Source organism: Amycolatopsis sp. NPDC114478 (genome assembly GCF_055633805.1).
This window is the reverse complement of the sequence record NZ_JBVKDO010000040.1, coordinates 22,836-36,307: the sequence shown is the minus strand read 5'-3', so window position 1 is coordinate 36,307 and position 13,472 is coordinate 22,836. Positions and strand designations below refer to the sequence as shown.

Below are 13,472 nucleotides of genomic sequence, written 5' to 3'. Positions count from 1 at the left end.
AGTTGAGTTCAGCGGGCGGGGGTGTCGGTGGTGTGGTGGGCGAGCTCGCAGGCGAGCGCGGCGTTGGCGACGGCGGCCGGGACGAGACGGCGGCCGTGGCCGCACGCGGCGGCGACCGCCAGGACGGGCCGGTCCAGTTCGGTCTCAACCAGCCCGAGCGCGGCGCGAGAGTGTTTGGGGTGGGTTTCGTCGACGAGTCCGGCGATGACGTCGATGTCGCGGCGCAGGTGCCGCAGCGCCCGGTAGAACCGCGGATCCGTCGGCGGGGCGTCGGTGCCGGTACACATCGGGACGTGCACGGCCGGCATCGGGATCCGCAGCCGCCGCAGCTGCTTGTGCAGCGCGTTGAGAAACTGCACGGCAGGCACGAGGTCGGTCAGCGCGAACAGCGGCTGGTGGCCGAGGTCACCGTGGCAGAGGTGAATCCGCCACGTCGCCTCGCGCGGGCCGTCTACGAAGACACGCGCGACCTGCTTGGCCAGCGCCCGCACCGCCGCCGGCCACAGCGTCCGCGGCGTGCGGTCCAACGTCGCGAGCACCGCCGGGGTCTCGAGCTGGAAGACGACCCCGCTGCCGTGCTGGCGGTGGATGGTGTGGACGTCATCGAGCACGGCCTGGCGGAACACCGGCAGGTGCGTGACCGCCGCGGCAGGGCTGCCGAAGGCGAACAGCGCCAGGTCATACGGGTTCGGGATCGACACTTGATGCGGTGGAAAGTCCCGGTCGTCGCGCAGCTGGGCGCGGGCGGCCATGACGGCGTCGGTGTGCGCGGCGCGCCCGAGGGACAGGTCCTCGGATTCCAGCCAGCGGCCGCGCTTGAGGCGGTAGGTCGGCATGTCGTCGTAGTCGGCGGAATGGCCGGTGCGCACAGGTTCGAGGGCATCAACGGCGGCGAGGCCGTCGAGCCAGTCGATGATCCACCGCGGGTCCGGATCACACGGCAGCCCAGTCAACGAAGTGTCGGCGCTGTGGTCGAGAAACCACTGCATCGTCGCGCAGTGGTCGCCGGCCAAGACGGCGGGCAGCGAGCCGACGAAATGCACCGCCCGGTCGTCTTCGGAGGGCGCGGCGGTGTCGGGGTAGTCGCTGCTGGCGTGACTGAAAACGAGGGTGGACATGGAGATCTCCCCTGGTGGGTGAGTCGGATGGGTTGTGCGGGCGTGGGAGGGGCGCCCGGCGGGGACGTGGGAGCGGACGGGGTGCGCGGGCCCGCGTTGGAGGGTTGAGGTGGGGGCGCGGGCCCGCGCAGCTGATGGTCAGCCGGTGACGGCGACGTGGCCGGGTTTCGGTTGCGGCTTGGGCGCGGTCCGGTCGCCCGGGTTGTCGCCCTGCTGGTGCCGCTGGTCTGGCTTGCCCGGCTTGCCCGGCTTGCTCGGCTGGGACGTGCCGGGAGCTCCGGGTTTATGCGCCGGGGCCGGGCGGGTGCCGGTAGGCGGGTTACCGGTCGGCGGCGGAGGGGTTCCGGCGCCGCAGCTGACCGTCGCCACCGTCACCGTGATCGCTGTGCCCGCGGTCGGCTTGGCCGATGTCGGTCCGCCGGTTCCGTTGGTTCGGGTGGGGGCGGTGCTGGTGGTGACGGTGATGACCCCGGCGGTGCCGTGGCCGCCGCCGGTGACCTTGAGGTTGCCGCTGCCGCCCTTGGGGGCGCTGGTGGTGATGGCGCCGTTGCGGCAGGTCGCGGTGAACGGCCCGACCGTGGTCCCGCCGATCCGCACCGACGCGACCCGGGCTTCGGCGAACCCGGCGCCGGCCTGCAGGCTGATGCCGCTGGCCACGACCGCGCCGCTGGGACTGGACACCGATCCGCCGGCGGTCTTGATCGCGCCGCTGCTGGACACGCTCGGCCGGGTCGAGAGGTGCTCGCCGCCGGAGACCGAGATCCCGGTCGCGGTCGACGTCGCTGCGACGGCCGCGAGGGCCGGCGGCGCCGCGGTCGCCGGGGTACAGCTGGAGGTGAGGGTGCCGATCAGGAGTGCGCCAGCTCCGGCGGCGGCGAGGACGGTACGTGTGGTGTTCATGGCTGGTTTCTCCAGAAGTTTTGGTGTGGTTGGGTTAGCGGATGCGGACCGGGGTGCCGATGGGCACCGGATCGGCCGGGTTGGTGAAGGTGGCGAGGGCGTCGGCGGGAACGCGGATGCATCCGTCGCTGGACGGGCGGCCGAACACGTCGGTGGTGGGCCAGCCGTGGATGCCCGTGGTCCCGGGCCCGCCGCCGTAGGTGGAAAACGTGGCCGAGTGGATCCCGAGCGGGAAGATCACCGGGCTGAACTTCTGCTTCGCGTCGGTCATCGAGGCGAGCACGAACGTCCGTCCCGCGGGAGTCGGTGCGGCCGGAGTGCCGACGCCGACGCTCCAGGTGCCGATCTGCTGGTGGTCGCGGTAGAGGGTGAGCCGGAACGCGGCTCGGTCGATGACGATCCGGTCGGTTGTCGACCGGATCGCGAGCGTGTTGTCCTGGGTGGACAGCCAGCCGGTGGAGCCGTTGGGCTTCGAGGGCAGCAGCACTTGCACCCAGCCCGGTTCGTCGGCGATCACCGGTAGCCATGTGTCGGATCCGAGCTGGGTGGTCGGCAAGGCTGCGATGGCCGCGCCGCCGGGCTGGTCGTACACCGGCACCGAAGTGGTCGGGTGGACGAGCTGCCCGTCCGGGACCTCGTCGGCTGTCGCGTCCTGCGGAGCGGCCGGAGTGGTCCCGAAGGTGCTGGCCTCGGGCAGCCCCGCGAGGTTCGGGACGACGCGGGCGGCTACGACCGGGGCGTCGAGTTCGACTCCCAGCTCGACCGGCTCGCCGCCGCCGCGAGCGGCGTCGGGCGCTGTCGGAGACGATGCGAGCAGCACGCCCGCGGTGCCGATCAGCGCGATCCCGGCCAGCCAGAGCGCGAGCACCCGCCACCGGTTCGGCGCCGGTCGTGGCATCTCGGACATAGAACGGTCCTTCCTCAAGGTCGATGGAGGGCGCGGCAGGCCCGCCCGCACCCGAGCGGGTCTGCCGCGAAAAGAGGTTGTGGTTACTGGGAAAGTGCGGAGATGAAGCCGCTGTCGGGGGTGCCGAGGCCGGTGACGTTGTCCCAGCCGGGGCCGCTTTGCAGGTTCTGCGGGCGGGCGTCGAAGTCGATCAGGTAGCTGCCCTGCCCGCCGGGGACGGCGACGCCGCCGAAGGCGTGCATCATCGGCGTCCACACCCCCGCCTTCTGCGGGACGACGTCCGCGATCGCGCTCGACCCGCGCAGGCTGTAAAGGACAGGGGTGAGCAGCCCGGCACGGGCGGCGCCGGAGCGGGCCTGCTGGGCATCGGCGACGAGCCCCGCGACAAGCGGCGAGGCCAGCGAGGTGCCGCCGTAGGAGCCGATCCCGAACTGGCCCTTGATGGTCTGCCCGACCAGCATCCCGGTGTAGGAGTCGGCCAGCGCCGCGATGTCCGGCACCGCCCGCTTCGCACCCGCGCCGGAGACGACACCGGCCTGCCAGTCTGGTGCGTCGTAGAGGGCCGAGGTGCCGCCGCCGGAGCCGGAGGCGAACGGTCCGTCCGCGTCTCGCTGCGGTGCCCACGAGTTGCCGGACTGGGTGTTGCCGCTGTTCTCCCACCCGGTCAGCACCTTCGTCTGGTTGTTCTGGTCCAGGCCGACGCTGGTGCCACCGACGGCCACGACCCATGGGCTGGAGGAGGGGAAGCTGGCGGTCGGGTGGCCGACGGGGCCGGAGTTGTTGCCGGCGTCGCCGGTGGACACGGTGATGGTCTGGCCCTGGATCGCGGCCTGCAGCGCCATGCTGTTGAACTGGTCCCGCGCCGCCTGCGGCAAGGAGGCTTCGCCGTCGGCGTTGCCGTAGCTGTTGCTGATCACGTCCACGGCGTTGTCGGTGACGGCCTGGTTGAACGCGTCGTAGAGCCCGGTGCCCTTGCAGGTTTTCCCGGCGTAGTAACGGATCTTCGCGCTTGGGGCGATGGTGTGGGATGCCTGGACGTCCAGCGTCTGTTCTGCGGCCCATCCGTCGGAGCCGCATTCCTGTGCGTCGGTGAACCCGCCCTGCGGCAGGACCGCGCTGTACTGGCCATCGGTCAGCGGCGGGACGCCGAGCTGGGCGGCGGCCTGGTTGGTGTCGGCCACGACGGTGGCGGAGTTGTAGGCGCCGACGACACCGATCGTCGTGCCCGCCCCGGTGTTTCCGTTGCCCAGCTTGTACATCGCGCGGACCTGGGTGCCGGTGTAGCCGCACAACGAGTTCGACTGGGATCCGGCCGGGTATTTCTGTGGCACGTCGGTGTTGTTCTGCTCGGCCCACCACCGCGCGCAGTGCTGCTCCGCCGCCGCAGCTGCCGGGCGGGTGTGCTGCGGCTTGAGAAGAGCGGCGCTGTCGTCGAGCCCGAGCACAGCGGTGATCGAGGCACGCAGCGAGGCCGGCACGGTCACCTGCGACGCCGGGGCAGTGAGGGTTCGGGTGGTGCCATCGATCCGGGCTCGGAACGCGGCGATCCTCGTCCCGAACGCCGACTCCAGCGCGGTGGTCGGAGCTTCGGCGTCGACGAAGTGCCGGTTGCCGCTGACGCCTGTCACGTGCAGGCCCTGACTGGCCAGCCACTGCGACACCTGGTCGACGGCGTCCTCGGTGGGGGCGAATCGGTCGAGGAATTCCCTCGAGGTCAGGAACTTTCCGTGCTCGGCGCTGCCCGGGGTGGCCACTTGCGCGGCGAGGCGTTCGGCGCGGTCCTGGTCGCGCAGCGCGAGGGCGACCTGGATGTGGCGGACGGTGTTTCCGTTGCTACGGGCGACTTCCGTGTGGGGGGTGGCCCAGGCTGGGGTGCTCCCGGCGATCGGGGCGCGGTCGCCGGTGTTGCCAGCGGGGGTGTTGGGTGCGGCGACGGCGGTGGCCGCGGTGGAGGCTAGTAGGGCCGCGGTCGCGGCGAGGGCATGCCAAAGACGGCTGTGCATCGAGGTTTCTCCTTGAATGAAAGGGAAAGCCATCCAGCGCGCCGTCTGTTGAGTGGCGGGCGCGCTGAAAGGCGGGCCTCGTGCCGCAGCCAGGGATACGCGAAGAGGGGCTGAGCGGAGACTTCGGATGATGTGGACCGGCCCTGCGGGGCCTGGTCATCGTGACGGTCGCGGTGCGACCGAGAGGTTCTACATCGGAGGTCGTCGTCGGATGGAGACGACAACGGCGGTCCGCGAGCCAGAACGTGGAATACCGGCGATGATGTGAGCACGTGTCAGTCCTAACGTGTCGGCGGCCGTGTCTGCATCACGCCTCCCCCGGCGTGAACACGAGCAGCCTTGCTGAAACGAACAATAGCCAGTTCTCGACAAAAGTCAACGTGCGTGTCCTGAGATGGGCGCACTTCGCGTCCTTAGCTCGCCATCGTGAGGCTCTATGTTGCAGAACGTATATTATTAGACGCTGTTAGTGATCTTCATCGTGCGACTGTTTTCTGCCGGTCGACCGAAACGCGTACGACTACCGTGTGTAGCTGAGTTACCGCGTCCTGGTTGTTGACGATTAACCCGATTGAGTGTTCCGTTGGTTAACGCTTGAGGGTCACGGTGCTACCCGTGGTACGAAACATGACGCGGAGCGCGGCACACCTGGGGTGAACGCGGTGCTCGCCGACGAGGGGCGTGACGGGAACCGCTAGAGGTCCGTGACGAGCAGGGACGGTGCGAGGAGGAGCAATGCCGGAGGCGCAAGCCGCAGCAGCACGAAGCACGGTCACCACCGGTGCGACGCGCTTGCATCATGGCGCGTAAGCCATCGCCGGGTACGGGCCCGCCGGGCGCGGCCTATCCGACAACGTTCGTCGGTCAGTCGCACAAGGTGACCGAGGTGGAGGGCTATCTCGACGAAGGCACTCCCGTGGTGACAATGACGGGCAGTGGCGGAGTCGGAAAAACGCGCACGGCCGGAGAAGTCTTCCGGCGGCGACGCGATCGCTACGACGCGGCGGCCTTCATTCGCCTCGCCGAAATGAGCGACGAAGTCGAGAGTGAACCGACGATCGAGCGAATCTGCAACTTGCTACTCGCAGATTTACGCGTCGCCAATCACCAGCCTGACGCCCAGCCCTTGGACGTGCTGACCGGGTTCCTGCGCGACCGACGCGTCCTGCTCGTGCTGGACAACTGCGAACACCTACTCGGGCCAGTCCAGGAACTCGTGGACCTGCTGATCAACCAGGCCCTGCAGTTGCAGATCATCGCGACCAGCCGCGCCTGGCTGCAGATCCACGGCGCACGGATCGTGCACCTCAATCCACTCCGCATCCCAGAGGAGAACGCCGACCGCGCCGAAGCCGAGGAATGCGACGCCGTCCGGTTGCTGCAGGACCGCGCCGCCCTGGCCGGGCGGCCGCTGACCGCCGAGGACGACTGGTCGGTGATCGTGCAGCTCGTGCGCTGGTCCGACGGGATCCCGCTCATCCTGGAACTCGTCGCAGCCCAGCTGAGCACCGGACGATCACCCCGCGTGGTGTTCGAACGGCTGGAAGGCGGGCTGTCGCTGCGGTACGCCCCAGGCACCCGCGGAGTCCAGTCCCATCATCTGGCCCTGGACGTGGCAATCGGCGAGTCCTGGAAACTGTGCTCGGAGGTGCAGCAGCGGGTGTGGGCCAGGCTGACGGTGTTCACCGGCGGCTTCACCCTCGAGGCGGCCGAACAGGTCTGCGCGGATGCCGCCGTTGACCGTGCCGAGATCCTGACGACCTTGGACTACCTGGTCCAGCACTCGATCATCGAAGGCGCGTCCGCGGACGGCCGGTACCGGCAGCACAATTACCTGAGCGAGTACGGCCGCCGGAGCCTGCGGCACTTCGGCGACCAGGACGCGATCGAGGAACGCCTCTGCGCGTGGGTCGCGCAACTGGTGCGGGACGCGGCTGAAGGTTGGTTCGGCCCGGGCGAGATGTGCCTGCTGACCGGGGTCAACGCCGAGGCCGGCAACATCGCCACGGTGGTGACGTGGTGCGCCGAACGCGGGCAGGTGGAGCGCGGGCTGACGATCATGTTCGACCTGCTGCGTACCCGAGCGCCCTTCTTCTTCGCCACCGAGATCCCGGTCTGCCGCCAGGTCGAGAAGCTGTTGCGGACCGGGCCTACGACGCCGTCGCCGGTGCGGGTCTCGGCGCTGGCGATGGTCGGCTGGATCTGGACCGCACTCGGCGCCCGCGAGCGCGGCAAAGCCCACCGCGACGACTGCCTCGACCTTGCCCGGCAGATCGGCATGGAGAACTCCCCGTCGGTGCAGTTCATCGACGGCACCTACGACGCGCTGGCCCTGGGGCTGCGCAGCGGCTACGCGAAGCTGGAAGCAGCGCGGGAGGGATTCCGCGCGGCCGGCGCCCACGGCTCGGAATACATGGCGGGGCTGTTCCACGCGTTCACCGCCGGCTTGCTCGGCCCGGTCGAGGAGGCCGACCGCATGTCGCAGTGGTGCCTGGCCGAGGCCCACGCCAGCGGCGCGGAATGGGCCATCACCTGGGCGGAATGGACCCGCGGCCTCCCCGAAGGCTCCCAGCCGCAGGCCAGCGCCCGCAATGCGCTGCGTGCGCAGGTGAAACTCGGCGACCTGTGGGGCCCCGCGTGGGGCGTGGAAGAGGAAGCCCGCAAGCGGGTGCTGGCTGGTGATTATCTCAGCGCGGCGTACCTGTATGGCGGGTCGGACAGCTTGCAGGCCCGTCACGGCGTCCGGTTCAACGGCCTGCCCGGGTGGCGCCATCATCGCGACGTCGCGATCGCCGCGATCATCCGCGGCACCGGGGAGGAGGCGGGCGTCGGCGAGGAGGCATTTGAGGCGGCCCGAGCTGCCGGTGGCCGGTGGCGGGATGACCGCATCGTGGCCTTCGCGCTCGGCGACGTCGACCCCAGCTCGCCGGCGCTGACCGAGCGGCAGTGGCAGATCACGCGCATGGTCAGCGACGGCAAGTCGAACATCGAGATCGGCGCTGCCCTGCACAATTCGGCGCGCACGGTCGAGGGCGACCTGACGAAGATCTACCGACTGTTGAACCTGCGCGGCCGCACAGAGCTGGCCGAGTGGTACCAGGCGTACGTGGCCGCTAGCGACGGCTCCACTGCACCGGAAGCGCCGCCACACCGCGAATGACCCCGAACGTGCGCCGCACGGTCGCGTGCGGCTGAAGCCGGAAATCGGGCACCGCGCGCAGCAGCTCCTCCAGCATGACCCGCAGCTCGACCCGGGCCAGATGCCGGCCGAGGCAACGGTGCTCACCGGCGCCCCACCCCAGGTGCGGCGTCCGGCTGCGTTCGCGGTCGAGCCGGAAGACCTCACCGTCGGCGAATAGGCGTTCGTCGCGGTTGGCGCTGCCCCAGGCCAGCAGCAGCCGGTCTCCGGGTGAGAGTGGTATCCCGCCCAGCTGGGTGTCGGCGGTGACGGTGCGGCCGGTGGCCGCGACGGCCGGCTCGTAGCGGATCAGCTCCTCGACGAACGGCCCCAGCGATCCCGCATCGCCCGCCACACGCTCGCGCAGCGCCGGGTCTTCGAGGAGCTGCAGGATCGCGGTGGCGCAGGCGTCGGCGGTGGTCAGGTGCCCGGCCGCGACCATCAGCATGGTCATCTTGACCAGCTCGTCCTCGCCCGCCGTCCGGCCGTCGACCTCGACGGCGACCATCCGCGAGAACAGGTCACGGCCGGGGTGGGTGCGGCGGTCGCGGATCTGCCCGAGCAGGAAGTCCGCGTACACCCGGCCGATCTGCCGGGCCTCGGTCAACGTCTCGGCACCGTAGAGCGCGCGCACATGCTCCGAGAGCCACGCCCGCTCCAGCTCGGCCAGCCCGAGCACCCGTCCGATCACCAGCGGCGGCACCTGCTGGGTGTAGCCGCCGACCAGGTCCGCCGCTCCGTGCGGGATCAGTTCCTGCAGCGTCTCCCGGCAGATCGCCCGCACGTACTGCTCCTGGGCCGCCGCGGCCGCCGGGGTGAAGAAGTCCACCAGCGCGCGGCGCCACTGCTGATGGTGTTCCTCGTCGGTCTCGAACATCGGTGCCACCGCCTCCCGCATCTCGGTGACCACCGCCGCCGCGCCGAGCCCGTCGACGTAGGCACTGAACCGGTCCGGCGCGTGCGCCGCCTCGCGGATCTCGTCATACCCGGTGACCAGCACGAACCCATCCAGCTCACCGCTACGCGCGACCGGACACCCCCGCCGGATCGCCCCCAGCGTCTCGTAGGCCGTCGCGGCGATCGCGGGATCGAGATGGTTGAACCCCCGTGCCAACGCCACCGGATCGGTGACATTCCCGCGCGTCGGCGCGTCCCCCGAATTCAGCACCATGACTTCCTGACTAGTCGTTCGCACACCGCGGAATCAACCCTCCACCAGGAAAGAACGCGGCCCGCGCGGGAAATATGCGGACCCGCATCGACCCCGCAACGACCGCAAACACCCCGCACGACCCCCGCAAACGAACATTGCGGGATCCGGCGGGCGCATTCGGGCGTCTGAGGTGTATCGCGTCCGTCAGGATGGCGGCAACGCTGTGACCTGCCGCGATGAAGATCCATTGTGGTAGGGGTTGACCAGGGGGCCGGTGAAGTCCGGCTGGATCGACAACATCCAGGGGAGAAAAGTTGAATCACACAGGAAACGAGGACGAGGAGTTCCTCCGGCGCTGCGAAAGCATCATCGCCACGCTGCCGATTCGGTACCCGTTCGAGCTACGCGCCTTCCTCAAGGCCGTCGGGAAACAACGGGGAATGACCGTGGTCCTGGGGCGGATGCTGACCGGGCGCAGCGGGACCAGCGGCCTGCTGGTGCGCATGCGGACAGAGTGCCTGCTCGGGGTCGCGGCCGCCGCCGTCCCGACGCACGCCTACCACATCGTTTTCCACGAGGTCGGCCACTGGGTGCTGGATCACCCGGGCGACTACGTCTGCAGCCGCCGCACGGGCACCGGCAACCAGCGGGAGAGCGACGCCGAGCAGTTCGCTCACCTGCTACAGGCGCACGTGCGGGCCGGGACCGCGCGCCACCGCGACCGCCAGCTCCCGCCCGGCCGCACGGCCCTGCGCGCCGCCTTCGGCGCCCGTCGCCACCTGTGCGCAGATGGCTGACGCGGTCACCGTCCTCTGGTACGGCGCCGCAGTCGCAGGCGTGGCGGAATCGGCCCGGAAAATGCTGGTCAACCGCGGGGTTGGCTACACCCTCAGCCGCCACTTCCTCACCGCCGGTATCGCGTGCATGGCCCTGTCGATGGCGGCCGGAGACCCGATGACCCTGGACTGGGCCGACAACCTGACCGGCCTGCACAACGTCGCGATCGTCGTTCATCACGTGCTGGGGATGCTGGCGATGGTGTTTGTCGCCGCGTTCCTGCACACCCTCGGCCAGTTGCGCCTGCCCATGCCCGGCGTGGTCACGATCTTCGTGGTCTGCGCCGCCGCGATGGTCACGCTGTACGCGCTGGCCGGCGCGCACACGTCCTTCTTCGCCTCGCCCCGCAACCCCTCGTTGCCGTCGCAGCTCTACAGCGCGATCTACCTGGGCTACATGGCCGCCTGGCTCGCGCTGCTGCTGCTCGGACTGACCGTGGTGGCGATGGGTGAGGTGGCGGGGGTCCGCGGCGGGGTCGCCCTGGCGCAGCTGGGTATCGCGGTGTCCCTGGTCGGGCTGTGCTGGCGCTTCGGCGGCGCCCTGCGGCTGCTGGCCGACCCGCACCATCTGCCCCGGGGGAGCCACTTCGGGGTGTTCACCGACGCCGCCGGGCTGCTGCTGTTCATTCTGGGCTCGGCGTTCGCCGCAGTGACCCGCAGGGCGTTCGACCGGCGCGACCGGCGCCGCAAGCAACGCGAGGACGCCGCGATCGAGCGCCTGTGGGGGCGGACACGGATCCTGCTTGCCAGCCGTCGTCGGTCCCCCTTGACCCAGCCTCAGCAGCTGGTCGAGATCGAGGACGCGCTGCTCATAGTGGAGCAGCTGATCGACCCTGCGACGCGCTGGGCGATCCGGCAGGACCTGCAGGACCTGAATCTTGTCTACGGCTTGAACATCGAACCGATGGCCACTGCCGTGGAGATCGAGATCGCGATCGCCACGCTCGTCGCGCACTTGTCGCACCCATCGAGTGAGCACATCGCCGACGACAGCACCGACGATGTCGAGGAGGCGGAGGTGTGGTGGCCGGAAACCGAGCGCCTGCGCGTCGACGACGGCACGCGGCGGGTCTGGCTGGCTGCCGTCGGTGAGGCGTTGAGCGAGCGCCGGGTCCAGCGGCTGGCGACGAAGTTGGGACCGCGGCAGCCCGCCGCCGGCAGCCGGACGTGATGGGCGGGGTGCCGGAGTGTCGGACTGTCAGCGGGGCCGCTCGTGGCCGGTGTCGCGGGGATTCCGGGCGATCCGTTCCAGCACCTTCAGCAACAGCTGCTTGTCCGCGTCGCGAGCGCCGCCTAGACGGCTGGCGATGGTCCGAGCGTTGACCCCGACCCCGCCGATCTCGATCATCAGCTCGTGCGCTCGGCGGTCAGTTTCGTCGTAGGGCACTTCGAACTCCGCGGCCCCCACGTGGGGGTCGAGCAGGTCCCGGTGGATTCGCCAGAACGCGGCCAAGCCTTTGGTGATCGACGGGCGGGTGTTTTCCCGTATCCCGCCCTTGAAGTTGTGTAGGGCCTGTTTGGTCACGGTGACTCCGCTGCGGGCCTGGACCCAGCGTGCCACCAGCGGGACCCGGGCAACGAAACTTCGGAAATCGGGGTCCTCGTCGGCGGCCAGGCGGGCGATCTCGTCGGGATCGACGACGGGCTCACCGTCGAGCACGTAGTAGGTCGATTCGTGCTCGAACAGGTAGGTCAACCGCTCGGCGAAGGTGTCCAGGTTGAGCAGTTCGAGGGTGAGCTGCTGCTGGGCGGCGTAGGGGCGGTGCGGGATCGGCGAGTCCAGGTGCGCCGGCGAGGTCGATTCCCAGCTGTCGAAAACCGGCTCGTCCTCAAATCGTCGTCCCACACCGCACCCCGCCCGTTGTCGTGACCGTCTGGTTCAGACTTCGCCGCGATGGATCGTGTTTGACACATCGCAAGTTCGGTCTACCATCGAATGCAAAGAGCCACACTCGTTGCGAGTATCTTCGGTTTACCGAGGGAAAGCAACCCACGCCACCCCGTACAGGGGGTTGGAGCACGGTCCCGCTGTGACCGCCGCACCCTTCACCGGCGCACCACCGCTGAAGGGAGGCCCGCTATGACCGTATCCGAGAACCTGCCCGTGGACGCTGCCTCCTGCGTGGTTCCGCCGGATTCCGAGCGGCAGAAGGCCACGCCCGTCGAGCTGGTCGACTGGGCACCGTTCGGCCGCGTTATCCCGGTCCTGGCGGCTTCTCCCGGTGCCGGCGCCACGAGCACCGCCGTGGCGATCGCTGATGCGCTGCAGCTGGCGGGCTGCTCGGTCCTGCTCGTCGACGCGGGCGATCCCGTCCGATCCGGACTGGGACGCGCTGCGCGGGCGGACGGGCCTCGCCGGGACGGGCCTGGCCTCGCGGCGGGCATCCGGTTCTCCCGGCGTGCCCGCGCAGTCCTGGCGCGCCTGGACGTGGCTGACCTCGCCGTCGAGCCGGTGCTGTTCCCGCCGCCCCCGTACTGGCACCCCGGCGGCGGCCGCGCCGTTGACGTGACCGTGGTCGACATCGGCCACGATCCCTGGCGGCTATCGACCGACCCCGCGCTCGGGCCGGGGCAGTGGCTGCGCGTCGGCAGCCCGTCACCGATTCCCGCGCTGGTGGTCCGGCCCACGGTGCCCGGACTTGCGCACGCCGAACAGGTCTTGTCCCGCCTCGCCCCGTGGGTGCGCGCAGGCGCGGTCACCCCGCCCATGCAACTGCTCGTCGTCGGTGCTCGCCGCTGGCCGAAGGGGGTCGCGGGCACCGCGGGGCGCCGCACCAGCGTCCTGCTACCCGACGCGGTGTTCTTTCCCCACAATCGTGAGATCGCCACCCACGGCATCACCGAGGACGTGACCCCCGCCTCGCTGCGGACGCCGGCCGACCGCCTCCTCCGCTCGTGGCGGGTGTTGCCGCAGCGGACACGCCGCCTGCACCTCCGATGGCCCCCGCCTGCTGGCGGGGGTGACGGCCGTGTCGCCGAGCGCGACACCGGCTGAGCCCATCCCGCTGCCCAGCTGAGAAGAACTTCAACGCCCTCCCACTTGACCCGCCTGACGTGACGTCGGGCGGTGCGATGTGGAGGGCGCGATGTCCGCGCACAGTGTCATCGACTGGCTCGTCCAGATCCCCAATCCGACACCGGTGCAGCCCCCGGTTGGCGGCGACAAGATCCTCGGGCTGCTCAACAACGTCAAGTGGGGCGCGGGTGTTGCCCTCGTCTTCGGCTTCTTCGTCGGGCTGATCGTCTGGGCCGGTGGTCGCTGGGTCGATCACCACCGGGCCGGGAAAGTCGGCGTCGTCATGATGCTCTGCGCCGTCGCCGGCGCGATCCTCTACGGCATCGGCTGGTCGCTGATCAACAGCTTCGCTGGCGGCTGA

The 13,472-nt window shown here is 70.0% G+C and carries 11 protein-coding genes; 5 read left to right on the top strand and 6 right to left on the bottom strand.

All coding sequences use genetic code 11. The features are described 5' to 3' along the window. Positions 1-8 precede the first annotated feature (8 nt). From ACZ7OH_RS49910 to ACZ7OH_RS49895, 4 genes are all read right to left on the bottom strand, one after another. On the bottom strand, positions 9-1,118 hold the full coding sequence (locus ACZ7OH_RS49910) for a hypothetical protein (protein WP_470287384.1): 1,110 nt from the start codon (positions 1,116-1,118) through the stop codon (positions 9-11). Positions 1,119-1,256: 138 nt separating this feature from the next. After that, complete coding sequence (locus ACZ7OH_RS49905; protein ID WP_470287383.1) at positions 1,257-2,018, bottom strand: relaxase family protein; 762 nt, start codon at positions 2,016-2,018, stop codon at positions 1,257-1,259. Between the two features lie 34 nt (positions 2,019-2,052). Next, entirely contained in the window at positions 2,053-2,925 is an 873-nt protein-coding gene (locus ACZ7OH_RS49900) for a L,D-transpeptidase (RefSeq protein ID WP_470287382.1), read from the bottom strand. A gap of 83 nt (positions 2,926-3,008) precedes the next feature. Next, positions 3,009-4,928 carry a S53 family peptidase gene (locus tag ACZ7OH_RS49895; protein ID WP_470287381.1) on the bottom strand — a complete coding sequence of 640 codons (1,920 nt, stop codon included), beginning with the start codon at positions 4,926-4,928 and terminating at the stop codon, positions 3,009-3,011. Positions 4,929-5,805: 877 nt separating this feature from the next. Between ACZ7OH_RS49895 and ACZ7OH_RS49890 the strand changes: the two genes are divergently transcribed. Beyond that, positions 5,806-8,088 (top strand): ATP-binding protein, encoded by a 2,283-nt coding sequence (locus ACZ7OH_RS49890; protein WP_470287380.1) that lies wholly within the window; start codon positions 5,806-5,808, stop codon positions 8,086-8,088. Here the strand turns inward: ACZ7OH_RS49890 and ACZ7OH_RS49885 are convergent. Continuing rightward, positions 8,042-9,277 carry a cytochrome P450 gene (locus ACZ7OH_RS49885; RefSeq protein ID WP_470287379.1) on the bottom strand — a complete coding sequence of 412 codons (1,236 nt, stop codon included), beginning with the start codon at positions 9,275-9,277 and terminating at the stop codon, positions 8,042-8,044. The genes ACZ7OH_RS49890 and ACZ7OH_RS49885 overlap by 47 nt on opposite strands. Positions 9,278-9,573: 296 nt before the next feature. Between ACZ7OH_RS49885 and ACZ7OH_RS49880 the strand changes: the two genes are divergently transcribed. Further along, on the top strand, positions 9,574-10,056 hold the full coding sequence (locus ACZ7OH_RS49880) for a hypothetical protein (protein ID WP_470287378.1): 483 nt from the start codon (positions 9,574-9,576) through the stop codon (positions 10,054-10,056). After that, positions 10,049-11,266 carry a hypothetical protein gene (locus tag ACZ7OH_RS49875; RefSeq protein WP_470287377.1) on the top strand — a complete coding sequence of 406 codons (1,218 nt, stop codon included), beginning with the start codon at positions 10,049-10,051 and terminating at the stop codon, positions 11,264-11,266. Before ACZ7OH_RS49880 ends, ACZ7OH_RS49875 begins: the two co-directional genes overlap by 8 nt. A 27-nt stretch (positions 11,267-11,293) precedes the next feature. Here ACZ7OH_RS49875 and ACZ7OH_RS49870 read toward each other — a convergent pair whose 3' ends face one another. Continuing rightward, positions 11,294-11,941, bottom strand: coding sequence for a hypothetical protein (locus ACZ7OH_RS49870; protein ID WP_470287376.1), 648 nt, complete (start codon positions 11,939-11,941; stop codon positions 11,294-11,296). Between the two features lie 234 nt (positions 11,942-12,175). Here ACZ7OH_RS49870 and ACZ7OH_RS49865 point away from each other — a divergent pair, with 234 nt between their 5' ends. Together ACZ7OH_RS49865 and ACZ7OH_RS49860 are read left to right on the top strand one after the other, a co-directional pair. After that, positions 12,176-13,090 carry a hypothetical protein gene (locus ACZ7OH_RS49865; protein ID WP_470287375.1) on the top strand — a complete coding sequence of 305 codons (915 nt, stop codon included), beginning with the start codon at positions 12,176-12,178 and terminating at the stop codon, positions 13,088-13,090. Between the two features lie 91 nt (positions 13,091-13,181). Further along, positions 13,182-13,472 carry a hypothetical protein gene (locus ACZ7OH_RS49860; RefSeq protein ID WP_470287374.1) on the top strand — a complete coding sequence of 97 codons (291 nt, stop codon included), beginning with the start codon at positions 13,182-13,184 and terminating at the stop codon, positions 13,470-13,472.

Coding starts and splice junctions, on each gene's coding strand:
- ACZ7OH_RS49910 (WP_470287384.1), bottom strand. CDS start 1,118: ATGTCCACCCTCGTTTTCAGTCACGCCAGCAGCGACTACCCCGACACC.
- ACZ7OH_RS49895 (WP_470287381.1), bottom strand. CDS start 4,928: ATGCACAGCCGTCTTTGGCATGCCCTCGCCGCGACCGCGGCCCTACTA.
- ACZ7OH_RS49905 (WP_470287383.1), bottom strand. CDS start 2,018: ATGAACACCACACGTACCGTCCTCGCCGCCGCCGGAGCTGGCGCACTC.
- ACZ7OH_RS49865 (WP_470287375.1), top strand. CDS start 12,176: ATGACCGTATCCGAGAACCTGCCCGTGGACGCTGCCTCCTGCGTGGTT.
- ACZ7OH_RS49860 (WP_470287374.1), top strand. CDS start 13,182: ATGTCCGCGCACAGTGTCATCGACTGGCTCGTCCAGATCCCCAATCCG.
- ACZ7OH_RS49900 (WP_470287382.1), bottom strand. CDS start 2,925: ATGTCCGAGATGCCACGACCGGCGCCGAACCGGTGGCGGGTGCTCGCG.
- ACZ7OH_RS49875 (WP_470287377.1), top strand. CDS start 10,049: ATGGCTGACGCGGTCACCGTCCTCTGGTACGGCGCCGCAGTCGCAGGC.
- ACZ7OH_RS49885 (WP_470287379.1), bottom strand. CDS start 9,277: ATGGTGCTGAATTCGGGGGACGCGCCGACGCGCGGGAATGTCACCGAT.